Origin of the sequence: Saccharothrix xinjiangensis (assembly GCF_039527585.1) — a bacterium.
GTDB lineage: Bacteria > Actinomycetota > Actinomycetes > Mycobacteriales > Pseudonocardiaceae > Actinosynnema > Actinosynnema xinjiangensis.
Genome location: NZ_BAAAKE010000034.1, coordinates 23592 through 48722, shown reverse-complemented (window position 1 = coordinate 48722; position 25131 = coordinate 23592). Strand labels below are relative to the sequence as shown.

Here is a 25131-nt window from a genome sequence, read left to right as displayed (position 1 = left end):
CGGGCCTCCGGGCAGACCTCCGCCCCCGGTCGGGAAGCGGCACCGGGGGCGGAGGTCTGGGAGGGGGAGCGGGTCAGGAAGCGGGGGAGAGGGCCTCCACCAGGTGGTCGGCGATCGCCGTGACGCTGGGCCGGTGCCAGAGCAGGGTCGAGGGCAGCTTGTGCCCGAAGCGCTGCTCCAGCCTGCGCCGGACGACGATGGTCATCACCGAGTCCAGGCCCTGCTCCACCAGGGACCGCCGCGGGTCGAGCGCCGAGGCCGCCATCCGCATCTCGCCGGCGATCTGCGAGCCGACCTCGACCAGCAGCCGCTCCCGCAGCTCGTCCTCGCTCAGCCCGCCGAAGGACTCGTCGGGCTCGGCCTCCGGCTTCGGCGCGGTCAGCTCGGCCAGCACCGGGACCGCCACCGAGCCGGTGCCGGCGGCGGCCAGCACCGGGTAGTGGCCGGGGCCGGTGCGCGAGAGCAGGTCCCAGACCTCGAACGCCACCGCGGGCGGGATGTCGCCGACGCCGCGGGCCGCCAGCTCGCGGTCGACCGCGTCGTCGACCGCCATGCCCCGGCCCCGCCACGAGGTCCAGCCGAGGCTGGTGGTGTCCGCGCGCAGGGCCGCCAGCCCGTCGAGGAACGCGTTGGCCGCGCCGTAGGTGGCCTGCCCCGGCATGCCGAGCAGGTGGCCGCAGGAGGAGAACAGCACCAGGAAGTCCAGCGTCCCCTCGGGGAACAGCTCGTGCAGCACCCAGGCGCCGTCGACCTTCGGGCGCAGCACCGCGCGGACCGAGGCCTCGTCGACCGACCGCACCATCCGGTTGTCCAGCACGCCCGCGGCGTGCACGACGCCGCGCACGGGCGGCAGGCCCAGCGCGTCCGGGTCGAACGCCGCGGCCACGGCGTCGGCGATGTCGACCGCCACCACGCGCACGGTCACGCCCAGCGCCTCCAGCTCCCGGACCCGGTCCACCGCGAGCCGCTCGCCGGCCTCCAGCGGACCGTCCCAGGTGGACCGGGCGGGCAGGCCGCGGCGGCCCGCCAGGACGATCCGGCGCGCGCCGCGCCCGGCCAGCCAGCGGGCGACCTCGGCGCCCAGCGCGCCCAGCCCGCCGGTGACCAGGTAGGTCGCGTCGGGCGCGCAGGTCAGCGGCGCGCCGGTCGGCTCGCGGTCGACCGGCGCCACCCGGGCGGCCGAGCACGCGCCGGCGCGCACCGCGACCACGTCCTCCCCGCCGCCCGAGCGCAGCAGGGCGAGCAGTGCGCCCGCCTCGCGCTCCGGTTCCCGCGCGGGCAGGTCGACGGTGCCGCCCCAGAGCTCCTCGTGCTCGACGGCGATCACCCGCCCGAGGCCCCACAGCGCGGACTGGGCCGCGGCGGGCCCGTCGGCCGCCTCCCGGGCGCCCGCGGTGAGCAGCCACAGCCGGGCCGGGCCGTCCTGTTCGGCCAGCCGCTGCGCGGTGCGCGTGGCCAGCCACACCGCGGACGCGGCGGCGTCCGGGACGGTCGTGCCCGGTTCGGCGGCGGGGAGCACCAGGACGTCGGTCGCGGTGCCCGGGTCGGCCGGGTCGGCGGCGATCCGGCACCGCGCCCCGGCCGCGCGCAGCGCGTCCCGCAGCGCGGTGGCCCGCGCGTCCGCCGGACCCACCAGCACGACGTCGCGCGCGGAGCCGTCGTCCGCCGGGACGACGTCACGCCAGGCGATCCGGTGCGCGAAGTCCCGGGGCGCCCAGCCGCTCAGCGAGCCGAAGGCGACCGCGCCCAGCCGGGCGCGCGAGGTCCCGTCGGTGACGAGCACCTCGGCCGTGCCGTCCTCGCCCGTGGTGACCAGCAGCTCGGCCGTCGTCGGCGGTGGTCCGTCGACCCGCACCGAACCGAACCCGGCCACCACGCGCAAGGTCGGCTCCCCCGGGAACACCGACGGCGCGAGGGAGAGCGCCGCGTCGAACAGCGGGGCCCAGGTCGGCGGCGCGTGCTCGGGGTGGACCGGGCGCACCCGCGCCCACGCCGCGCCGTCGCCCCGCCGCAACTCCTCGACCTCCCAGCCGAACGCCATCGTCGGCACGCCCACCGCGGCCAGGTAGCCGGTCACCTCCGCCGGGTCGGCCGGGGCCAGGTCGGCCGGGTCGGGGAAGTCCCCGTCGGCGGTGGTGCGGGCGACGACCTCGGCGGTGGTGTGGGTCGACCACGGGCCCTCGCCCGCGCGCGAGGCCAGCCGCACCTCGTCGCCGTCGCGCACGACCTGGAGCTCGCGCTCCTCGGCCGTGCCCAGCGGCAGCCGCAGCGCCACCCGCGCCAGGTCCGCGCCGCCGGCCGCGCCGAGCAGCGTGGTCAGCAGGACCGCGGCGGGCACGATCTCCACGCCGTTGACGGTGTGGCTGCCCGGGTAGGGCCGGCGGGTGTCGTCGAGCCGGGTCCGCCACAGCCGCAGCGACCGGCCCGCGACCGGCACCTCCGGGCCCAGCAGGGCGTGCGCGTCCACGTCGTGGCCGAGCCCCGCGCCCCGGCCCGCGCCGGTCCCGTGCCAGTGCGAGCGGTGCTGCCAGGCCACCCCGGGCAGCGCGGCGTGCCCGCCCTGCGGGTGCAGCCGGTCCCAGTCGAGCCGGACGCCCCGGCAGTGCGCCGCGCCGAGCGCCGCGTGCGGGGTGGGCTGGTCGCGCCGTAGGGTCCAGCCGACGAACGCGGTGTCCGCGCCCGCCTCGGCCAGCACCTCGTCGATCGAGTGAGCCACCACCGGGTGCGCGGAGATCTCCACGAACGCGTCGTAGCCGTCGTCGAGCGCGGCCCGCACGGCGGACATCAGCCGCACCGGCGCGCGCAGGTTGGCCGCCCAGTAGGCGCCGTCCGGCACGCCGCCCGCGCGGGGGTCCTCGGCCGCCGTGCTGTACCGGGGGATTCGCCCGGCGCGGGGTTCGAGGTCGGCGACCGCGGCGGCCAGCTCGGTGGCCAGCGGGTCCATCTGCGGGCTGTGGAAGGCCACGTCCGAGGCGACCCGGCGGACCACGACCTCCTCGGCGCGCCACGCCGCGACCAGCGCGTCCACCGCTTCCGGCGTGCCGGAGACCACGGTGGACGACGGGGCCGCGGCGATCGCGGGCACCACGTCGGCGCGCCCGGCCAGCCGCACCGCCACCTCGTCGAAGGGCAGCCCCGCCATCGCCATCGCGCCGGCGCCGGCGACCCGCCGCAGCAGCACCGACCGGCGGCAGCTGAGCCGCGCGCCGTCGACCGGGGACAGCTCGCCCGCGACGACCGCGGCGGCCAGCTCGCCGACCGAGTGCCCGATCACCGCGTCCGGCTCGGCACCGTACGACCGCCAGACCGCGGCCAGCCCCACCTGCACGGCGAAGATCAGGCCCTGCACCCGGTCCACGGTCGCGAAGTCGCCGTCGAACAGCGCCTGTCGAGGCGAGAAGCCGATCTCGGCCGCGAACACCGGCTCCAGCTCGGCCAGCACCTCGGCGAACGCCGGTTCGCCCGCCAGCAGCGCGCGGCCCATGCCCGCCCACTGCGAGCCGTGCCCGGAGAACACCCACACCACCCGGCGCGGTGCGGCGAGACCGGTCGCGATCTCCCGGCCGCGGTCGCCCCGCGCCAGCGACCGCAGCCGGTCGACGAGCTCGGCGCGGTCCTCGGCCACCACGGTGCCGCGATGGGGCAGGTGCGCGCGCCGCGCCGCCAGCGTCCGCCCCACTGCGGCCAGGTCGGCGGTCGGTGCGCCCGGTGTGGACAGGTGGTCGGCCAGTCGGCCGGCCTGCTCGGCCAGGGCCTCCGGGGAGGCGGCCGAGAGCGGGAACAGCCGGGGGCCGGCCGGCTGCGCCACGGCGGGCTCGGCAGCGGGTTCGGTGGCGGGTTCGGGGGCTTGTTCGAGCAGCAGGTGCCCGATGGTGCCGCCGTAGCCGAACCCGGAGACCCCGATCCGGCGCGGGTGCTCGCGCGCGGGCCACGGGGTGCGCCCGGTCACCACGCGCAACCCGGAATCCGCCCAGTCCACCGCCGGGGTCGGCGTGGTGTGGTTCAGGCTCGGCGGGATCTCCCGGTGCGCCAGCACGAGCGCCGCCTTGATCAGGCTCGCCACGCCCGCACCGGCCTCCAGGTGGCCGATGTTGGCCTTCACCGAGCCGATCAGGCAGGGCCGGCCCGCCGGGCGGTCGCGGCCGTAGACCTCGGCCAGGGCGCCCGCCTCCAGCCGGTCGCCCAGCGGGGTGCCGGTGCCGTGGGCCTCCACGTAGTCCACCGACGCCGGGTCGACCCCGGCCCGCGCGCAGGCCTCCACCAGCAGGTCCCGCTGCGCGGTGCCGCTGGGCGCCATGATCCCGTTGGTCCGGCCGTCCTGGCGCACCGCGCCGCCCAGCACCAGCGCCAGCACCCGGTCGCCGTCGCGGCGCGCGTCGGAGAGCCGCTTGAGCACGAGCACACCCGCGCCCTCGCCGCGACCGTAGCCGTCGGCGGCGGCGTCGAAGGGCTTGCTGCGCCCGTCCGGGGCGGTCGCGCCCGCGGCGGCCAGGGTCAGCGGCAGGCCGGGGGCGAGCATCAGGTTCACCCCGCCGACCAGTGCGACGGGGCACTCGCCCGCGCGCAGCGCGCGCACCGCCAGGTGGGTGGCCACCAGCGAGGCCGAGCACGCCGTGTCCACGGCCAGGCTCGGCCCGCGCAGGTCCAGCGCGTGCGAGACGCGGTTGGCCGCCGCGCACATCGCGGCGCCGATGCCGGTCCACGCCTCGATGCCGGGCAGGTCCTCCAGCAGCCGCCTGCCGTAGTCGTCGGACCCGATGCCCACGAACACGCCCGTCGTCCCGCCGGCCAGCGAGGTCGGCGGTATCCCGGCGTCCTCCAGCGCCTCCCAGGACACCTCCAGCAGCAGCCGCTGCTGCGGGTCCATCAGCTCCGCCTCGCGCGGGGACAGGCCGAAGAACGCGGCGTCGAACCCGTCGACACCGGTCAGGAAACCACCCGCCCGGTCGGCCCGGCGCACCGCCGCGGCGTGCTCGGGCCCCTGGTCCCGGTACTCCAGCCAGCGGTCGCGGGGCACCGGGCCGATCCCGTCGCGGCCGGAGGCCAGCAGGTCCCAGAACGCCTCGGGCGAGTCGGCCCCGCCGGGGAAGCGGCAACCCACGCCCACGACGGCGATGGGCTCGCCGGGATCGGCGTCGATCGACTCGGTGCCCTGCGACCCGGTGCCCGGCGGTGCGGCGCCCGGTGACCCGGTGGCCGCCGGTGCGGTGCCCTGCGACTCGGTGCCCGCTGGTTCGGTGCTGGTGCTCATTCGCTGTCTCCTCGGCGTTCTCGGGACGCGTCGGCGGCCCGCCAAGGGGCGGGGCGCAGGATGCGCACGACGGCGGCGGCCACCGTGACGCCCGGCCCGACGCCGAGCATCAGCAGGTGGTCGCCGGGGACCAACTCGCCTGCGGCCAGCAGGTGGTCGAGGGCCACCACCTGGTCGCTGGCGCCCAGGTGGCCGATCGTGCGCCCGAACTCCCAGGTGGACCGGGCCAGCGGCAGGCCGAGCGGCGCCGTGCAGCGCTGCTCGACGATCTCCCGCGAGTAGTTCATGTAGGCGACCCGGGTGATCTCGCCCAGGTCGACGCCCGCCTCCGCCAGCACCCGGTCGACGACCTCCAGCGTCCGCTGGTGGACCCGCACCAGCGCGACCGTGCCGCGCCCGTCGCCCAGCGCGGCCCGCTTGTAGTCGCGGTTGCGCGCGGCGAAGTCCAGCGGCCTGCCCACCGTCGGGCCCGGCGGGAACAGCGGTTCGTCGCCGCGGTGCATGCCCTCGGCCTCGGGCACCGCGAGCGAGCGCACCGACAGCAGCTCGGCGAACCCGGGCTCGCCGGCCAGCAGGACCGCGCTCGCGCCGTCGCCGGCCAGGTAGCCGGGGCCCATCCGCCAGCGGTCCAGCATGGGGGTGCCGAAGTTGTCGGCGGCCACGAGCAGCGCGGTGCCCGGCCGGTCGCCCCCGCCCGCGCGGACGTGGGCCGCGCCGAGTTCGAGCGCGCCGAACATGCCGTTGCAGCCCTGGCGGACCTCCACGGCCAGCGCGTCCCCGCCGGTGAGGTGGCGCTGGAGGTGGTACTGGGGCTGCCAGCCGTCCGGGCCCTGGTGCCAGGAGTCGGCGTAGAGCAGCAGGCCGACCTCCTCGGGGCGCCTGCCCGCGCGCTCGCACGCGGTGCGGGCCGCGGCCAGCGCCATCTCCGGCGCGGGCACCTCGCCGGCGACCGCGACGCCCGCCAGCTCGTGCAGCTCGACCTCCTCGGCCGGGTACCACCCGGCGGCCACCGCCTCCTCGACGGTCACCGTCGGGGGCAGGTGGACGCCGAGTCCCTGGAAGAAAACACCGGACGTGCGCACACTCGTCTCCTGGGCAGCTCGGATCGGGCGGTGGCCGCCGTTCGGCCGGCCACCGGGTCGGTTCGCTCGGTCAGTCCGCCGCGGTCAGCTCGGCCACCAGCGCCGCCAGCAGCGCCGCCGCCTCGGCCGGGCTGAACGCGTCGGTGCGGTAGCCCAGCCGCAGGGCGGTGCGCGGCCCGGGGACCACGGCCAGCCGCAGCGCGTGGTGCGTGCCGTCGTCCACCTCGACCCGGTCGACCAGGGGACCGCCCGGCACGCTCGCCCGGCCCGCGATGTCGAGCGAGTCGTTGAGGTAGGAGATCGCGGTGTCGAACAGCTCGCCCCGACCCACCCGCCGCTGGACCTCGGCCAGGCCGGCGTGGTGGTGCGGCAGCAGCGCGACCTGTTCGGCCTGGAGCCGGACCAGGTCGTCCCGCGCGGACCCACCCGCCCCGATCCGGACCCGGACCGGCACGGTGTTGGTCAGCAGCCCCACCACGTGCTCGGCGCCCGCCAGCTCCGCGGGCCGGCCGGACACCGAGACGCCGAAGACCACGTCGTCGGACCCGGTGACGCGGGACAGCAGCCGGGCCCAGGCGTACTGGACCGCGGTGAACACCGTCACCCCGGCGGCGCGGGCCCGCCCGGCGAGCGAGGCGGTGGCCCCCTCGTCCAGCTCGTGCTCCAGGTGCCGCTGGGCGGTGTCCCCGTGCCCCGACGGCCCGCCCGCCACCAGGCAGGGGCGGGGGAGCCCGGACAGCGCCTCGGCCCAGGCCGCCGCGGCGGCCTCGTGGTCCTGCGCGGCCAGCCAGGCGAGGTAGTCGGCGTAGTCCGCGCGCGGTGGCGGCGGGCCGCCCGCGGCGCGGCTGAACAGCTCGTGGACGAGCAGCGCGGTCGACCAGCCGTCCCACAGGACGTGGTGGGCGGTGAGCACCAGGCGGTGGTGGTCGGGAGACAGGCGCAGCAGCAGGAACCGCAGCAGCGGGGCGGTGCGCAGGTCGAAACCGCGCTGCCGCTCGTGCGCGGCGGCCTCGGCGGCCTCCTCGGCGGTGTGGTCGCGCGTCGTCCGCTGGTCCCAGTCGGGGATCGCGTCGGCGTGGACCACCTGCACGGGCTCGGGGAACACGTCGTCGTGGTGGAAACCGGCCCGCAGGTTGGGGTGCGCCCGCACCACCTCCTCGGCCGCACCGCGCAGCGCCACCGGGTCCAGCGGGCCGCGCAGGTCGAACCGGATCTGCGAGGTGTAGGCGTCCGGCCGCCCGTCGGCGACGAGGTGGTGGAACAGGAACCCGGCCTGGAGGGGCGAGAGGGGCAGCACGTCGACCACGTCGGGGTACCGCGCGGTGAGCACGTCCAGCTGCGGTTGGGTGAGCCGCACCAGCGGCACGTCCGACGGCGTCAGCCCGCCCGCGCCCGGCTCGGACGCGTGCGCGGCCAGGGTCGCCACCGAGGCCCGCCACAGCTCCGCCAGCTCGTGCGCCCCGCGCTCGTCGCAAGTGCCGGTGTCCCAGCGCAGTTCCGCGGTGACGCGGTCGTCGCGGGCGGCGAAGCGCAGCTCGACCGCGTGCGGGGACGGCTCGGTGGCGTCGTCAGCCAGTTCGCCGAAACCGACCTGGGGCACCGGTGCGCCCGGGTGGATCGCGCGGTAGTCGAGCCCGCCCGCTTCGCGGACCCGTTCCTTGACCAGCTCCAGCGCCGGGCCCGGCAGCTCGCCCGGCTCGACGCCCACCGGGTGCGACCCGGCGCCCGGGCGGTGCACCTCGCACAGCACGGCGGCGCCGGGGTGACCGGTGCGGGCCGTGCGCCAGCGGGCGAACGCCGACGCGAAGCCGGTCAACAGGATTTCGGCGATGGTCGCGCCGTAGAGCCGGGGCAGGTCCTGGGTTATCGCGGCGGCGTCGGCTGCGGGCAGGTCGACCCGCAGGCGCGCGGTGATCCCCGTGCGCGGGCCGAGCTCGGGGTCGGGGATTTGCAGGGCCTTGGCCCACACGTCTTCCCGCTCGTCCACCGGGTGCGCGCCGCACGCCGCGCTGGACGCCGCCCCGGACACCGACCCAAGGGCCGACCCGGTTCCACCGATCACCGGAGCCGCCGCAACACCCGCCGCGCGGACGACCCCGGCCAGACCGGCCACCGTCGGGTTGGCGAACACGTCGCGCGGGGTCAGCCGCAGTCCGGCCGCCTCGGCCTGGGCCAGTACCCGCGTCACCAGCCGCAGGACCTTGATGCTGTCGCCGCCGCGGTCGAAGAACGAGTCGTCGACACCGACCCGCTCGACCCCCAGGACCTCGGCGAACAACCCGCACAGCAGGCGTTCCACCTCGTCGGCGGGCGCGCGGTGCGGCACCTCGGCGGCGAACCCGGGTGCGGGCAGCGCGGCGCGGTCGACCTTGCCGTTGGGGGTGACCGGCAGCTCGTCGAGCACCACCACGGCGGCGGGCACCATGTACTCGGGCAGCCGGGTGCCGGCGAACTCGCGCAGCCCGGCCGGGGTCGGCGCCGCGCCGGCCGCGCGCTGCGCGTAGGCGATGAGCTGCCGCGCCCCGGTCCGGTCCTCGCGCACCACCGCGACCGCGGCCCGGACGCCGGGGTGCGCCGACAGCGCGACCTCGACCTCGCCCGGCTCGACCCGGAACCCGCGCAGCTTCACCTGGTGGTCGACGCGCCGCAGGTACTCCAGCTGGCCGTCCGCGCGCCAGCGCACCAGGTCGCCGGTGGCGTACATGCGGTCGCCGGGCGGGCCGAACGGGCACGGCACGAACCGCGCGGCCGTCGCACCGGGGTCGCGCAGGTACCCGCGGGCCAGTCCCGCGCCGGCGAGGTGCAGCTCGCCGGGCAGGCCGGGCGGGACCGGGGCCAGGTCGCGGTCGAGCACGTAGACCCGGGTGTTCGCGATCGGCCGGCCGATCGGCGGCGCGCCCGCGCCCGGCGTCACCTCCCAGGCGGTGCTCATCACCGTGACCTCGGTGGGCCCGTAGAGGTTGAACCCGCGCCTGCCCTCGGCCCAGCGGCTCAGCACGGCCGGGTTCGGGGCCTCGCCGCCGGTCTGCGCGAACCGCAGGTCCGGCAGGTCGGCGCGGGGCAGCTGGGCCAGCACGACCGGCGGCACGCAGGCGTGCGTCACCCGGCGCGCGCGGATCAGCTCGACGAGGTCCGCGCCGGAGGTGGACTGGCCGTCGGGGGCGAGCACGAGCGCACCGCCGGAGATCAGCGTCGGCCACACGTCGCCGGTCATCGGGTCGAAGCTCGGCGACATGTACTGGAGCACGCGGCTACCCGGGCCCAGGTCGAACCGGGCCGCCCAGTCCAGGGTGAGGTTCAGCAGCGCCTCGTGCGCCACCACCACGCCCTTGGGGCGCCCGGTCGAGCCGGAGGTGTAGATGACGTAGGCCGGGTGCGCCGGGTCGGGGACGCGGGGCACGGCGACGGCGCCGGCCGGTCCGTCCACGGGCACCGCGGTGGTCGCCCCGGGCAGCTCGGTGGTCCCGTCGGTGACGGCGCACGGCGCGGCCAGGTCGGTGAGCATGTACCGCACCCGGTCCGCCGGGTAGGTCAGGTCGACCGGCACGTACGCGGCGCCCGCGCGCAGCACCGCCAGCAGCGCGGCCACCAGCTCGGGGGAGCGCGGCAGACCGACCGCGACGCGGTCCTCCGGGCCGACGCCCAGGTCGACCAGGCGCGCGGCGAGCCGGTCGGCGCGGTCGAGCAGCTCCCGGTAGGTCCAGGTGGTCCCGCCGGCGAGCACGGCCACCCGGTCGGGCGCCAGCCCCACCTGCCGGGCGACCAGTTCGGGCACCGTGGTCGCGGGCAAGGTGCGTTCGGTGGCGTTGCGCGTGACGAGCAGTTCGCGGCGCAGCGCGGGGGAGAGCACGTCCAGCGCCGCGATCGGCCGGTCGGGGTGGGCGGTCGCGGCGGCCAGGAACGCGGCGAACCCGTCGCGGTGCAGCTCCAGGCCGGCGAGGTCGTGGTGCTCCGGGTTGGCCTGGAAGTCCAGCAGCGCCGTTGCCGTGCCCGCCTCGCGGACGGTCACCGCCAGGTCCAGGACCTCGCCCGCCAGCACGTTGTGCGCGGTCGCGGCGAGGTCGCCGAAGGGCAGCGGCGGTTCGTCCGGCATGAAGTTGACCACCGGGCCGACCAGCGCGTTGGCCCCGCCGCGCAGGCCCAGGTCCTGGTGCAGGTCGGGCAGCTGGTAGCGCTCGTGCCGCAGGGCGGCGCGCACCTCGGCGGCCACGGCGGGCACCAGCCCGGCCAGGGTCGCCGAGCCGGCCACGGCCACCCGCAGCGCGACGGTGTTCGTGGCCATGCCCGGCGCCCGGCGCGCCGCCGCACCGCGCCGCCCGCTGACCGGCATGCCCAGCACCACGTCCTCGCGCAGGGTCGCGCGGCGCAGGTAGGCGGCCACCGCGGCCAGGAACACCACCTGCCAGGTGGTGGCGTGCCCGGCCGCGATCGCGCCGAGCCGCGCCCGGACCGCCGGGTCGAACGGGAGGTCGCGGCGCAGCCGCTCGTCGTGCGCCGCGGACCGGTTGCCGGGCAGGCGCATCGGTTCCGGGCGGTCGCCGAACCGGTCGAGCCAGTAGTCGCGGTCCGCGTCGAACCCGGCCGAGGCGCGGTAGTCCGCGTCCTCGGCCAGCAGCACCGGCAGCGGCGCCAGCGGCGTGCCCGGCGGACCGCCGACGACCTCGGTGTACAGCTCGGAGAGCCGCCGCCCGAGCAGGCTCATGCCGTACCCGTCGACGAGCGCGTGCGGGAGCCGGTAGTACACCCGGTGGTGATCCTCGGCCAGCCGCAGCAGCGCGAACCGCGACACCGGCCCGGCGGTGAGGTCGACCGCGCTCGTCGCGTCCGCGCGCACCCACCGGTCCGCCTCGGCGACCGGGTCCGGCGCGCCGGACAGGTCGACCACCGGCAGGTCCGCGTCCTGCTCGGCGGGGACCACGACCTGGCGGAGCCCGGTGTCGTCCTCGACCATGGCCGACACCCGCAGCACGTCGGCTTCCACCCGCAGCAACCGCCACGCCTCGCGCAGTGCGGTGTGGTCGAGCCGGCCCCCGATCGCCAGGTACACCGCGCAGTTGTAGGCGTTCCCGGTCGCGTCGAGCTGGTGGGCGACCCACAGCCCGCGCTGCGCGGTGGACAGCGGCAGCAGCACCGCGTTCCCGGTCGCCGTCGGCCCGACGTCGTCGCCGGCGCGCGGCGCGGTCGGGACCCGGTGCCGCTGGTGGGCCATCGGTCCTCCCTCTGGTGTGGGTACCGGGGGACCGTGCTTGCGGCGCCTATATTTCCTCCGTACCCGGCGCGCTCGTCCGCCCGTATAGCCGGAATATCGCCGGACCCGGCAGCTTCACCGGTGACGCACCGTCCCGACCGCATCGGAGCCGACCGTGTCCAAAGCCCTCGAGGCGCCGCCGTTCGCCGTGATCCCCGGAACCGACGTGCACCGCGTGCTCACCGGGCGGGAGGGGGCGGTGACCGCCCTCGTGGAGGCCGCTTACCTCGCCCACGACGCGGGCGCGACGGTCAACCCGCCCTCGTACTTCCTGCGCTTCCCCGACCGCCCCGGCGCCCGGATCATCGCGCTGCCCGCCGCGGTCTCCGGCGAGTCCGCCGTGGACGGTGTGAAGTGGATCTCCAGCTTCCCGGCCAACGTGGCGCACGGGCTGCCCAGGGCCTCGGCGGTGCTGATCCTCAACGACCCGGTCACCGGCTACCCGTTCGCCTGCCTGGAGAGCTCCATCATCAGCGCCACCCGCACCGCCGCGTCCGCCGCGCTGGCCGCCGACCGGCTCACCCGGGACCGGCCCCGCCCGCGCCGGGTCGGGTTCGTCGGCGCCGGGCTGATCGCCCGCTACGTCCACACCTACCTGGCGGGCACCGGCCTGCGGTTCGACCGCCTCGGCGTGCACGACCTGTCCCGCTCCAGCGCGGACGGCTTCGCCGGGCACCTGCGCGACCTGGTCGGCGACACCCCGGTCGAGGTGCACGAGCGCGTCGAGGACCTGATCCGCGCCAGTGACCTGATCGTGTTCGCCACCGTGGCGGGCACGCCGCACGTGCACGACCCGGACCTGTTCGCGCACGCCCCGGTCGTGCTGCACCTGTCGCTGCGCGACCTGGCGCCCGACGTGCTGCTGAACGCGGTCAACATCGTCGACGACGTCGAGCACTGCCTCAAGGCCGACACCTCGCCGCACCTGGTGGAGCAGCGGACCGGCAGCCGCGACTTCCTGGCGGGCACCCTCGCGGACGTGATGACCGGCCGGGTGCGGCTCCCCGCCGACCGGCCGGTGGTGTTCTCCCCGTTCGGCCTCGGCGTGCTGGACCTGGTGCTGGGCCGGTACGTCCACGACGAACTGGCGCGCTCCGGCGGGCTGACCGAGGTCGACGGCTTCTTCCACGACCTGAGCAGGCACGGCTGAGCGGTGCGGGAGGGCGACACCTGATGAGCACCGCACCGGACGACGTCGAGACCGTCGACCTGGTCGACCCCGACACCTACCTCAACCGCGACATGGCGGCCTACTGGCGGGCGCTGCGCGCGGAGCGCCCGGTGCACTGGCACCCGCCGCGCGGCGACGTGCCGGGGTTCTGGGTGGTCAGCCGCCACGCCGACGTGCTGGCGGTCTACCGCGACGACCGGAACTTCACCTCCGAGCGCGGCAACGTGCTGGTCACCCTGCTGGCCGGCGGGGACGCCGCGGCGGGCAGCATGCTCGCGGTCACCGACGGGGAGCGGCACAAGGACCTGCGCAACGTGATGCTGCGGGCGTTCTCACCCCGCGCGCTGGCCAGGGTGGCCGAGGGTGTGCGCGAGAGGGCCCGCCGCCTGGTGGCGGCGGCGGTGGAGCGCGAGGAGGTCGACTTCGCCACCGCGGTGGCCGCGCACGTCCCGATGGCCACCATCTCCGACCTGCTGGGCGTCCCGCAGGAGGACCGCCCGCACCTGTTCGAGCTGTCCAGGTCTGCGCTCAGCGCCGACGAGGCGGGGCGGTCCGCCGAGGACCAGTGGTCCTCGCGCAACGAAATCCTGGCCTACTTCGGCGACCTGGTCGCCCGCCGCCGCGCGGCACCCGGCGACGACGTGATCAGCTCCCTGGTGACCGCGGACGTGGGCGGCGCGCCGCTCGACGACCACGACGTGGTGTTCAACTGCTACAGCCTGCTGCTCGGCGGCGACGAGACCAGCCGGCTGACCACGAGCGACCTGGTGCACGCCTTCACCCGGCACCCCGACCAGTGGGCGAGGCTGCGCGGCGGTGAGGTGGGGCTGGACACCGCCACCGAGGAGGTGCTGCGCTGGGCCACCCCGGCCATGCACTTCGGCCGCGCCGCGGTGACCGCGACCAGGGTGGCCGGGCAGGACATCGCCCCCGGTGAGGTGGTCACCCTGTGGAACGCCTCGGCCAACCGCGACGAGCGCGTCTTCCCCGACCCCGACACCTTCGACCTCGGCCGGACCCCCAACAAGCACGTCGCCTTCGGCTACGGCCCGCACTTCTGCCTGGGTGCCTTCCTGGGCCGCGTGGAGGTCCGGGAGGTGCTGGACGCGTTGCGCGAGCAGGTCCGGGGCATCGAGCTGGTCGGCGAGCCGCGCCGCATCCACTCGAACCTGATGACCGGCCTGTGCTCGCTCCCGGTGAGGCTGCTCCCCGCCTGAAAACCGGCGTCGTCCGGGGTCATCCCGGTCTCCAACCTGAGGTGACCTGGGTGCGTGCCTCGGACAATGCCCGCCGGGCACTTCGGCGCAGGGGCCGCTGGAACGGTTGCCGAACAACCCGGTGACGTGCGGCAGCATCACCTCGACGACGCGTGGGTCGACCGGTGTGGTGGCGTTGTGATCCAGGTGGACCGCCCGCCGGTCAGCCCGGGTGTGGCGCGGCACCGCCGGTCACACCGGCCGTGTCCCGTCTTCGGGGCGGCCGTGGCCGAGGATCAGCTCGCTCTGCAGGACGAGGATCGCCCCGCCGATCGCCGCCGCGTCCGACCCGTTGACCGAGGGCACCACGCGAACCGGGTGCGCCTTGCGGGCGAACAACCGGCGGTCCAGCTCCTGCTGGACCACCGCCTGGTAGATCGAGCCCGCCACGGCGAAGCTCTGTCCGGCCAGGACGATCGTGTCCAGGTCGAACAGGACCGCCACGGTGACCGCGGCGTGCCCGATGTAGCGCGCCGACCGCTCGACGAGTCCACGGGCCTCGGGGTCGCCGGCGTTCGCGGCGGCCGCGATCCGCGCGAACTCGGTCAGGAAGTCGTCGGCCGCCGGGTCGAGCGCCAGCCGTCGGGCGAGGTCCGGCATCGCCAGCGCCTGGCGGACCAGGGCCGACGGGCCGGCGTAGTTCTCCAGGCACCCGACATTGCCGCACGGGCAGTCGTCGCCGTGGACGTCGATGGAGATGTGGCCGATCTCCGCGCTGTTCGAGGAGCTGCCCCGGTACACCTCGCCGGCGACCACCACGCCGCCGCCGATGCCGGTGGCCATGTAGAAGCAGCCGTAGGTGCTGTGCGGGTCCACCGCACCCATCCAGTACTCGCCGATCGCGGCCGCCGCGGCGTCGTTGTCGAGCAGCACGGGCAGGCCCAGGCTTTCCGCGAGGCGTGGCGCGACCGGGTGGTCGTACCACTCCTCGGTGGGCTGCGGCGTCAACAGCACACCCGCGCGCCGGTCCTGTGGACCGTAGGTGACCAGGCCGACCCCGAGCACTTTCTCGCGGTCGACGCCGGCCGTCGTCAGCAGGGCGTCCACCCGCGACGCCACCAGCGGGAGTGCCTGCTCCGGCGGCATCGACGACACGCCGTGGAACGAGGTCCGGGCCACCGGTCGCCCGGCCAGGTCGACGGCCACGATGACGCAGGCGTTGCGCTCCAGCTGCACCCCCACGCCGTAGCGGGCCGGCGGGTTGAGCTGGACCATCGTGCGCGGCTTGCCGCCCGTCGGCGCACCACGACCGGCTTCGACGACCAGCCCGTCCCCCAGCAGCTCGCGCACCACGTCGGAGATCGTCGCCCCGGTGAGACCGGTCGCCGTCGCGAGCTCCACCCGGCTGATCGAGCGCGCCGCCCTGATCACGTCCAGGACCACGCCTCGCGTCCTCGGCCGGCTTGCTGCCCAGACCGGGCTCCTCGCCACGATTCCCTCCTTTGCCGCCCCTTTCGCCAGGCTACTTCACTTAGCCTTTCCCCGGCCCGCCAGGTCAACCACCGTCACCCGCCTCAGGTGTCCTCATCAGTGCGTTCGCTTTCAACGAGAGACTAAGAAAGGAGGGTGCGGCCGCCCCGTCAGCCCGGGTGGCGGGCGCGAAGCGCGCGGAGTCGGTGTCAGGTGCAGCGGGGAGTCACTTTCCCGTGGGGCGGAGGCGCAGGAGGACTTCCGCGTTGTCGGGGTGAGCCCAGACCGCCGGGGAGGCGTAGAGGTCGGGGTCCGTCGGCCAGCCGGTGAACTTGGCGTCGTGGTAGACGCTGATCGTGCCCTGGGTGAGGACGGGGATGTAGGGCATCACCTGCTCGATGCGGGTCTGGATCGTGTCCAGGTGGGGTTGCCGGGCGGCGGTGTCGGTGGGGTCGAGGAGCTTGAGCGCGTCGAGGGCCTGGTCGACCTGCGGGTCGGAGAACCTGCCGGCGTTCGGGCCGGGTTTGGCGCCGACCGCGGCGGTCTGCGCGGTGCTGAAGAAGTAGTTGTAGAGGTAGTACGGGTCCGGTGCGGGGCCCTGGTAGAGCGAGTCGATGATCAGCTCGAACGCGCCGCGGTCCCGGGAGTCGACGAACTCGTTCCAGGAGACCTGCTGCTGGGTGAGTTCGATGCCGACCTGTCGCAGCTGCCGGCCGATGGCGTCGACCGCGGTGATGTAGTCGGTCCAGCCGGCGACGGTGCTCAGCGTCAGCGACACCGGTTCGCCGTTCCTGGCGTAGATGCCGTCGGGGCCCTTGGCGTAGCCGGCGCCCTCCAGGATCTGCTGCGCCTTGGTCGGGTCGGGTCGCATCGGGGCGGTCCGGTTCCGCAGGTCGTCGGAGATGAGGTCACCGTCCCGGTCCGGCAGCAGGAAGCCCGGGGAGATGTCGCTGCCGGTGTTCTCGAACGCCAGCGCGTTGGTCTGGGCGCGGTCGATGGCGTGGTAGATCGCCTGCCGCACGGCCGGGTCGGTCTGGGGTCCCCGGCAGCCCAGGGCGGTGCTGCTGCACGTGACCAGTGCGATCTGGTTCGCGTGGGTGATGCCGGCCCGGTAGCCGGGGTAGTTCTTCCCGACGTCCCGGACCTCCGGCACGGGCCCGGTCTGCCAGTCGATCTGCCCGGCCCCGAGCGCGGCGGTGCCGGATTGGTTGCCCGACAGCGAGAGGTACCGGACTCTCTTGACGGCGGGCTCACCGCCCCAGTAGGTCGGGTTCGCCTTGAACGTGAACGCCTGCGGCTTGAACTCCTCCAGCAGGTACGGGCCGGTGCCGACCGGGTCCTCCACCACGGCGACCGCCGGGTCGGCGATGTCCTTCCACTCGTGCTCGGGCACGATGTAGGTCCTGCCGAGGACCGACGGGCCGTCCAGGAACGACGCCCGGTCGAACCTGACGACCACGTGCGTGTCGTCGACCGCCTCGGCGCGACCGGCGTAGCCGGTGCTGTTCATGCCCTGGTGCTTCGCGATCATGTCGAGGGTGAACACCACGTCGTCGGCGGTGAACTCCTCGCCGTCCGACCAGGTCACGCCGTCCCGAAGGGTGATGGACAGCTGCGTGCCGTCCTCGTTCCAGGCGAACTCGGCGCCCAGTCGGGGCGTCGGTTCGGCGTCGCGGAGGACGTTGTAGAAGAACAAGGTCTGGAAGATCGTTCCGCCTCCGCCGATGCTGGTCGGCGCGAACGGGTTGAAGTTGATCTGGTAGTCGCCGGACTGGCCGGTGTAGGCCACCAAGGTGGAACTCCCGGCCTCGGCCGACGGGTCCGACGGTCCGCACCCCGCGGCCGCGACCGCCACGACGAGCAAGGCGGTTGCGGCGCGCACCCGCGCGCCGGGGCTCCTCGACATCACCACGACGTCCTCCTTGACGTGCGGTCGCGGGACGCGCCACGCTGCCCGCCCTACGCCCGGCCATTATTAAGTCCTCTAAATAAGTCGTCAACAGGCCATCTTCGCTGGATCATCACCAGGTCTCCACGGAGCGTTACGACAGTCGCACGGCCGAGTATTGACTTACTTCACCTATCTGAGTAACCATCTCGATGCGCATCGTCGTCGCGTGGACCACCGAGGAAGAAGGCCGCCATGACGCGCTCGAACCTGCACGACGGCTGGCGTCTGCGCGCCGTGGGAGGCCCGGTGCCCGCCGATCTCGTCGACCGGGACGTGCCCGCGCAGGTGCCCGGCAGCAACCACCTCGACCTGATGGCCGCCGGCCTGATCCCCGACCCGTGCGCGGACGGCAACGAAGCGGCGTTGTCCTGGATGCACCGCGTCGACTGGCGGTACTCGACGACGTTCCGGGCGGAGGCGCCGCGGGCCGGCGAACGGGTGGAGCTGGTCTTCGAGGGCATCGACACCGTCGCCACCGTCGAGCTGAACGGCGGGGTGCTCGGCCACACCGCCAACATGCACCGCGGCTACCGCTTCGACGTCGGCGGATCGCTGCGCGACGGTGACAACGACCTGACCGTGACGCTGAGGTCCGCGCTCGCCCACGCCGAGCAGGCGGAGGCCGAACTCGGTTGGCGCAAGCGCGCGTACCCGCACCCGTACAACGCGATCCGCAAGATGGCCTGCTCCTTCGGCTGGGACTGGGGGCCCGACCTGCAAACCGCCGGCCTGTGGAAACCCGTGCGGCTGGAACGCTGGGACACCGCCCGCCTGTCGCAGGTGCGCCCGCTCGTCACCGTCGACCCCGACGGCGCCGGCCGGGTCGACGTGCACCTGGCACTGGACCGCGCCGCGGATCGCGATTACACCGTGCTGGTCACGGTCGGCGACCGCACGGGAGCACTGGCGATCACCGGCGACACCGCGCACGTCACCGTGCTCGTGCCGGACGCCCGGTTGTGGTGGCCGGTGGGTCACGGCGACCAACCGCTCTACGACCTGACCGTCGCACTGCTGGCCGATGGTCGACAGGTGGACGCGGTCCGGCGCCGGGTCGGGTTCCGCACCGTCACCGTGGACACCGAACCGGACGAGCACGGCACCCCGTTCGCCTTCGTCGTCAACGGCGAGCGCGTGTTCGCCAAGGGCGCCAACTGGATCCCGGACGACCACTTCCTCACCCGGGTCACCCGCGAGCGGCTCGCCCGTCGGGTGGACCAGGCCGTCGGCGCGAACATGAACATGCTGCGGGTCTGGGGCGGCGGCATCTACGAGACCGACGACTTCTACGACCTCTGCGACGAGCGCGGCGTGATGGTGTGGCAGGACTTCCCCTTCGCGTGCGCCTTCTACGCAGAGGAAGAGCCGTTGCGCGGGGAGGTCGAGGCCGAGGCCCGCGAGAACATCGTCCGCCTGGTCGACCACCCGTCGCTCGTGCTGTGGAACGGCAACAACGAGAACCTGCCCGCCTACACGGACTGGGAGGGGTGGAAGGACAGCCTGGAGGGACGGAGCTGGGGCAACGGCTACTACCACGACCTGCTGCCCAAGATCGTCGAGGAACTCGACCCCACCCGCCCGTACGCGCCGGGCAGCCCGTACAGCCCCGGCGACCTGCCGCCCAACGACGCCCACCACGGCACCCGCCACGACTGGGACGTCTGGAACTCCCTGGACTACACCCACTACCGCGACCACGTCCCCCGCTTCAGCGCCGAATTCGGCTTCCAAGGGCCGCCCACCTGGACCACCCTCACCCGGTGGATCCACGACGAGCCGCTGACGCCCACCTCGCCCGCCTTCCTGCGCCACCAGAAAGCCGTCAACGGCAACGCCAACCTCGACCGCGGCCTCACGCCCCACCTGCCGGTCCCGACCGACTTCGAGCAGTGGCACCGAGCGACCCAGCTCAACCAGGCCCGTGCCGTGGCGTTCGGCATCGAGCACTACCGCTCCTGGTGGCCGCGCACCGCCGGAGCCCTGGTCTGGCAGCTCAACGACTGCTGGCCGGCCATCTCCTGGGCCGCCATCGACAGCGACGAACGCCCCAAACCCCTCTACTACGCCCTCAAGCACGCCTTCGCCCCACGCCTGCTCACCGTCCAGCCCCGCGACGGGAGTCCCACCCTGGTCGCGGTCAACGACCACGACGAGCACTGGACGGGTGCGGTGCACGTGACCCGGCAGGACTTCGCCGGCGAGGTGCTGGCCACCGCCGTGCTGCCGCTCGACGTGCCGCCCCGCTCCACCGCGTCGTCGGACCTGCCCGACGACCTCCTCGAACCCGCCGACCCGAGGCGCGAAGTGCTGGTCGCCACCGCCGGCGGCATCCGCACCCACCACCTGTTCCGCGAAGACCTCGACCTCGACTACCACCCCGAACCGTTCACCGCCGACGTCACGCCCGTGACCGGCGGATACCGCGTCGACGTCCGGGCCGGCTCCTACGTCCGCGACCTCACCCTGCTCGCCGACAAGGTCGCCGCCGACGCGGTCGTCGACGACATGCTCGTCTCGCTCACCGCAGGAGAAACGCACCACTTCCTCGTCCTCACCTCGGAAAAATTGCGCGAACCGACCTCCCTGCTGCACCCGCGGGTACTCGGCTGCGCCAACACGTTCACCTCGGGAGGCTCGTCCACCACGCGCCGGACCAACTCGCCCGACCGTTAGGGTCGCCCGCTCGACCGGGATCGCAGTCCGGAGTCGACAGAGGCCGATGAGGTGATCGGGCCACGACTCCGGAATTTGACGACCAATTTTCGAAAATGCCCGACACGGAACTCCCGTGCTGTTTCACGCTCAAGGTCTTCAGGTTTTGCGACATCTTCGCTACGGTCGCTCTGGGAGCGCTCCCAGGATTATGGAGCCCCTCATCCCGGAGCGGCCCGTCTCCACCTCACCGGTCCTCTCGACCGCCGAACCGAATCGTGGGCACGGCAGCGGGCCGGACGTCATTCGCACAAAGGAGTGCCGATGTTGGGAAGAGTCAGGAAACGTCGTACCGCGTTCGCCGCTTTGGGCGCCGTGGTGTCCGTCGCGAGCACGGCCTTGTTGACGGCGGTGGGTGGGTCGTGGGTGGGTGATGCGAACGCGGCGGCTGCGTTCGCGTGCCGGGTCGACTACTCGACCAACGACTGGGGCAGCGGTTTCGGCGCCAACGTGACCGTCGCCAACCTCGGGTCGTCGGCGGTCAGCGGCTGGAAGCTGACTTACAGCTACGCCGGCAACCAGACCCTGCGGCACGGCTGGAGCGGTGCGTGGTCCCAGTCGGGCAAGCAGGTCACCGTGACCAGCGCGAGTTGGAACGGCACCATCCCGGCCGGGGGCAGCGTCTCGGCGGGGGCGAACTTCTCCTACAGCGGCACCAATGCCAAGCCGACGGATTTCGCCGTCAACGGCGCCGCGTGCACCGGCGTCGACCCGACGACGACCACGACGACCACGACGACCACGACGACCACGACGACCACCACGACCACTCCGCCGGTCGACGGGCCGGCGCCGGAGCTGCGCGTGTCCGGGAACGAGCTGGTCACCGCGGACGGCAGGCCGTACCGGCTGCTGGGCGTGAATCGCTCCACTGCCGAGTTCGCCTGCGTGCAGGGCAAGGGCATGTGGGACGGCGGTCCGGTGGACCAGGCGTCGGTGGACGCGATGAAGACCTGGAACATCCACGCGGTGCGGGTCCCGTTGAACGAGGAGTGCTGGCTGGGCGTCCACGGCTCGCCCAGTGGCGCCCCCTACCAGCAGGCCGTCAAGGACTACGTGGACCTGCTGGTGGCCAACGGCATCAACGTGATCCTGGACCTGCACTGGACCTGGGGCGCCTACACGACCGGCCCGGACTGGCACTGCAAGGACGAGCACGCGGTGTGCCAGAAGCCGATGACCGACGCGAAGTACTCCCCGCAGTTCTGGACCGGCGTCGCCAACACCTTCAAGGGCAACGACGCGGTGGTGTTCGACCTGTTCAACGAGCCGTACCCGGAGATGGCCGCCAACTGGGACAAGACCCTGGGCTGGCAGTGCTGGCGCGACGGCGGCACCTGCACCGGCATCCCCTACGAGGTCGCCGGCATGCAGGACCTGGTCGACGCGGTGCGTTCCACCGGTGCCACCAACATCCTGATGCTGGGCGGCCTGGAGTGGGCCAACGACCTGCGCGAGTGGCTGACGCACAAGCCGGTCGACCCGCTGAACAACCTCGCCGTCTCCTGGCACGCCTACAGCTTCAACGCCTGCGCCACCGAAGCGTGCTGGGACAGCCAGGCCGCCCCGCTCGCCCGGCAGGTCCCGATCGTGCTCGGTGAGTTCGGTCAGGACGACTGCAACTTCGACTACATGCAGCGGGTGGTGGACTGGGCCGACGCCCACCACATCAGCTACCTGCCGTGGACCTGGACCCCGTGGGGTTGCGTCACCGGCGCCGTGCTCATCAAGGACTGGAACGGCACACCCGAGCCCGGCATCGGCGAAGGCTACAAGGCCCACCTGCTCACCCAGGACCCCTACGCGACCCGCTGACCGATCACCCGGACAGCTCTACCCGCACGTCGAGCCGCCCCGGCCGCCGGTCCGAACAGGGCCCGGTCGGGGCGGCTCCGCCGGCAGGCCACTCCACCGGACCGCTCCACCCGCGATCACCGACCGCAGGTTCCCCTGACTTCAGCCGACCAACTTGTGCGGAGCGCTCCCGGCGATGGTGCTCCTCAGCGTGGAGGAAGATACCCATGAAACGTCGTCCCACCGTGCTGGCGTCCGTCATCACGGCGGCGGTGATCGGTACGGGCCTCGCAGCGGTCGCGCCGCCCGCATCCGCGGACACCGCCGGGTGCTCGGTGAGCTATGCGGTGCAGAGCCGGTGGCCGGGCGGGTTCACCGCCCAGGTGTCGATCACCAACGTCGGTTCGCCGGTGTCCGGCTGGACGTTGGCGTTCGACTTCCCGGACGCCGGTCAGCGGGTGAGCCAGGGGTGGAGCGCGACGTGGGCGCAGTCCGGCGCCCGGGTCACCGCGGCGGGCACGGGTTGGAACGGCTCGCTGGGCACCAACGCCTCGACGACGATCGGGTTCGTCGGTTCGTGGGGCGCGTCCAACCCGGCGCCCAGGTCGTTCGCGCTCAACGGCACGGCGTGCACCGGCGAGGTGTCCCCGCTGCCGCGTGACGCGATGGAGACCGTGGCCGCGATGCAGCCGGGCTGGAACCTCGGGAACTCGCTCGACGCCATCGGCGCCGACGAGACGGCGTGGGGCAACCCGCGGGTCACCGAGACCCTGCTGGACCACGTGCGCGCCCAGGGTTTCAAGAGCATCCGGATACCGGTGACCTGGAGCAACCGGCACGGCCCCGCACCTGACCACACCATCGACGCGGCGTGGCTGAACCGGGTCCGCGAGGTCGTCGACTGGGCGTTGGCGGACGGCTTCTACGTGATGATCAACCTCCACCACGACTCGTGGCAGTGGATCAACACCATGCCCGCCGACCGCGCGAACGTGCTCGACCGGTACAACGCCTTGTGGTCCCAGCTCGCGGGCGCGTTCCGGGACCACTCGTCGCGACTGGTGTTCGAGAGCGTCAACGAGCCCCTGTTCGCCGGCGGCTCGGGGGACGAGCAGGGCTACGGGTTGCTGGACGAGCTGAACACCTCGTTCCACCGGCTGGTCCGGGCTTCGGGCGGCGCCAACGCCACCCGGCTGCTGGTGCTGCCGACGCTGTTCACCAACGCCGACCAGGGGCGGCTGGACGCGTTGAAGGCCACCTTCGACCGGCTGCGCGATCCGAACCTCGCCGCGACGGTCCACTACTACGGGTTCTGGCCGTTCGCGGTCAACGTCGCCGGGCACACCCGTTACGACGCCGCCGTCGAGCAGGACCTGGTCGGCACCCTCGAACGCGCGCACGCCACGTTCGTGACCAACGGCATCCCGGTCATCCTGGGCGAGTACGGACTGCTCGGCCTCGACCACAACCGGCCGGGCGTCCTCCAGCGCGGCGAGGTGTTGAAGTTCTTCGAGGCCCTCGGCCACCACGCGCGGAGCAGGAACATCACCACCATGCTGTGGGACGCGGGCTCGTTCCTGAACCGCACCACGCTGACGTGGCGGGAGCCGGACCTGTTCGCGCAGATCAAGTCGAGCTGGACCGCGCGCTCCGGCACGGCGTCCTCGGACCAGGTGTACGTGTCCCGCACCGGCGCGATCACCGCCGAGTCGCTCACCCTCACCCTCAACGGCACGGACTTCCAGGGGTTGCGCCACGGTTCGACCGAGCTGGTCGAGGGCCGTGACTACACCCTGTCGGGCACCGTGCTGACGCTCACCGCCGCGGCCGTGACGCGGCTGGTCGGTGACCGCGCGCACGGGGTCAACACCACCGTCGAAGCCCGGTTCTCCACGGGGGTGCCGTGGCGGATCGGCATCATCAGCCACGACACGCCGTCCCTGACCGACGCGACCGGCTCGACCGGTTCGTTCGCGATCCCGACGGAGTTCCGCGGCGACCAGCTCGCCACCATGGAGGCCGAGTACGCGGACGGCAGCAACGCCGGTCCGCACGACTGGACCTCCTTCAAGGAGTTCCACGCCACGTTCCAACCGGACCACGGCTCCGGCACCATCCTGCTGAAGCAAGCGTTGTTCGACGAAGTCACCGATGGCGCACCCGTCACCCTCACCTTCCACTTCTGGAGCGGCGCGCGGATCACCTACGTCGTCACGAAATCCGGTGCCTCGGTCACCGGCACAGCGAACAGGAGCTAGTTGCTCGAAACCCCGAGCAGTGGTCGCCGGAGGTGTGGGACGAGGACGTGCGCCTGATGACCGAGGCGGGCGTGAACATCGTGACCCTCGGCGTGTTCAGCCGGGGCGCCCTGGAGGTGGCCGACGGCGTGTTCGAGTGGGCGTGGCTGGACCGCGTCATCGACCTGCTGCACCGCAACGGGACCTCGGTCGACCTCGCCACGCCCACCGCCTCGCCGCCGCTGTGGCTGCACGCCGCCCACCCCGGGAGATCCTGCCGGGCTGGGCGCAGCACGTGGACGTGGTCGCGAACGACCACTACACCATCCCGGACGACCCGCTGTCGGAGCAGGACATCGCCTTCTCCGCGGACCGGTTGCGCGGCATGTCCCCCGGTCGCGGCCCCTGCTGCTCATGGAGCACTCGGTCAGCGGCGGCGCCTGGAACCGCGTCAACCGGGCCAAGGCGCCCCGCGAGCTGATCCGGGACAGCCTCGGGCACGTCGCGCGCGGCGCCGACGGTGCGCTGTTCTTCCAGTGGCGGGCCTCGTCGCGGGGTGCCGAGCAGTTCTTCCAGGGCATGGTGCCGCACGCCGGTCCCGACTCCAAGACCGGCCGCGAGGTGCGGGAGCTGGGCGCCGGCCGTCGAACATTCGTCCGAAGACAGACGAAGGAGCGGCAAGAGGCGTGGCCATCACCATCACCGCGGACATCGGTGACGTGATCGGTCCCTGGCCACCCGCGCGCGGACGCGAGCGGTCTTCGGGCACGCGATGGCCGACCACCTGCGCGCCGAACTGGTCCGCGACGCCGTCGACCTCGCCGCCCGACGCGGCCTGACCTGCGACCACGCCCGACGCGACATCTTCGCCTACCACGACCGTCTACATTCGACTACCGCGCCCCGCACGAAGCCCGCGTCGGATACCGTCAAGGCCGCACCCTCGTGGCATGAAATCCGGTGTCCGGTTCCCAGGGACAACCTCAGGTCGATCGCGGGTGGGCAGGCAAGCACACGAA

Annotated in this window: 11 protein-coding genes and 1 pseudogene; 7 read left to right on the top strand and 5 right to left on the bottom strand. The window is 73.9% G+C overall.

All coding sequences use genetic code 11. From position 1 onward, the window contains the following. Positions 1-73: 73 nt before the first annotated feature. From ABD223_RS38800 to ABD223_RS38790, 3 genes are all read right to left on the bottom strand, one after another. Positions 74-5251: a type I polyketide synthase gene (locus ABD223_RS38800; RefSeq protein WP_344042456.1), complete on the bottom strand. Its 5178-nt coding sequence runs from the start codon at positions 5249-5251 to the stop codon at positions 74-76. Then, entirely contained in the window at positions 5248-6333 is a 1086-nt protein-coding gene (locus ABD223_RS38795; protein ID WP_344042454.1) for a ketoacyl-ACP synthase III family protein, read from the bottom strand. Before ABD223_RS38795 ends, ABD223_RS38800 begins: the two co-directional genes overlap by 4 nt. A gap of 70 nt (positions 6334-6403) precedes the next feature. Further along, complete coding sequence (locus tag ABD223_RS38790) at positions 6404-11542, bottom strand: amino acid adenylation domain-containing protein (RefSeq protein ID WP_344042451.1); 5139 nt, start codon at positions 11540-11542, stop codon at positions 6404-6406. Positions 11543-11696: 154 nt separating this feature from the next. On the opposite strand from ABD223_RS38790, the gene sbnB reads away from it, so the two are divergent. Then, positions 11697-12731: a 2,3-diaminopropionate biosynthesis protein SbnB gene (gene sbnB, locus ABD223_RS38785; RefSeq protein ID WP_344042449.1), complete on the top strand. Its 1035-nt coding sequence runs from the start codon at positions 11697-11699 to the stop codon at positions 12729-12731. Positions 12732-12754: 23 nt separating this feature from the next. Next, positions 12755-13969, top strand: a complete 1215-nt coding sequence (locus tag ABD223_RS38780; RefSeq protein ID WP_344042447.1) for a cytochrome P450 — start codon at positions 12755-12757, stop codon at positions 13967-13969. 231 nt (positions 13970-14200) lie between these two features. On the opposite strand, the gene ABD223_RS38775 is transcribed toward ABD223_RS38780, so the two are convergent. Both ABD223_RS38775 and ABD223_RS38770 read right to left on the bottom strand, forming a co-directional pair. Continuing rightward, positions 14201-15391: an ROK family protein gene (locus ABD223_RS38775; protein ID WP_344042445.1), complete on the bottom strand. Its 1191-nt coding sequence runs from the start codon at positions 15389-15391 to the stop codon at positions 14201-14203. Positions 15392-15644: 253 nt separating this feature from the next. Then, a complete protein-coding gene (locus tag ABD223_RS38770) occupies positions 15645-17324 on the bottom strand; it encodes an ABC transporter substrate-binding protein (RefSeq protein WP_344042511.1) in 1680 nt (559 codons plus the stop codon). Positions 17325-17561: 237 nt separating this feature from the next. Here ABD223_RS38770 and ABD223_RS38765 point away from each other — a divergent pair, with 237 nt between their 5' ends. From ABD223_RS38765 to ABD223_RS38745, 5 genes and pseudogenes are all read left to right on the top strand, one after another. Further along, positions 17562-20042 carry a glycoside hydrolase family 2 protein gene (locus tag ABD223_RS38765; protein WP_344042443.1) on the top strand — a complete coding sequence of 827 codons (2481 nt, stop codon included), beginning with the start codon at positions 17562-17564 and terminating at the stop codon, positions 20040-20042. A 405-nt stretch (positions 20043-20447) separates the two neighbouring features. Continuing rightward, positions 20448-21896, top strand: coding sequence for a cellulase family glycosylhydrolase (locus ABD223_RS38760; protein WP_344042440.1), 1449 nt, complete (start codon positions 20448-20450; stop codon positions 21894-21896). A gap of 206 nt (positions 21897-22102) precedes the next feature. Then, the gene (locus ABD223_RS38755; protein ID WP_344042438.1) at positions 22103-24133 is read left to right on the top strand and encodes a cellulase family glycosylhydrolase; all 2031 of its coding nucleotides are present in this window, start codon (positions 22103-22105) and stop codon (positions 24131-24133) included. Then, positions 24058-24390: pseudogene (locus ABD223_RS38750) on the top strand (beta-galactosidase); the annotation flags it as partial. The gene ABD223_RS38755 and the pseudogene ABD223_RS38750, both read left to right, overlap by 76 nt. Positions 24391-24394: 4 nt before the next feature. Next, positions 24395-24835 (top strand): beta-galactosidase, encoded by a 441-nt coding sequence (locus ABD223_RS38745; RefSeq protein ID WP_344042509.1) that lies wholly within the window; start codon positions 24395-24397, stop codon positions 24833-24835. Positions 24836-25131: the final 296 nt, after the last annotated feature.

Excerpts from the sequence above, each read along its gene's own strand:
- ABD223_RS38780 (WP_344042447.1), top strand. The coding sequence starts at position 12,755 with ATGAGCACCGCACCGGACGACGTCGAGACCGTCGACCTGGTCGACCCC.
- ABD223_RS38770 (WP_344042511.1), bottom strand. The coding sequence starts at position 17,324 with ATGTCGAGGAGCCCCGGCGCGCGGGTGCGCGCCGCAACCGCCTTGCTC.
- ABD223_RS38755 (WP_344042438.1), top strand. The coding sequence starts at position 22,103 with ATGAAACGTCGTCCCACCGTGCTGGCGTCCGTCATCACGGCGGCGGTG.
- ABD223_RS38790 (WP_344042451.1), bottom strand. The coding sequence starts at position 11,542 with ATGGCCCACCAGCGGCACCGGGTCCCGACCGCGCCGCGCGCCGGCGAC.
- ABD223_RS38800 (WP_344042456.1), bottom strand. The coding sequence starts at position 5,251 with ATGAGCACCAGCACCGAACCAGCGGGCACCGAGTCGCAGGGCACCGCA.
- ABD223_RS38765 (WP_344042443.1), top strand. The coding sequence starts at position 17,562 with ATGACGCGCTCGAACCTGCACGACGGCTGGCGTCTGCGCGCCGTGGGA.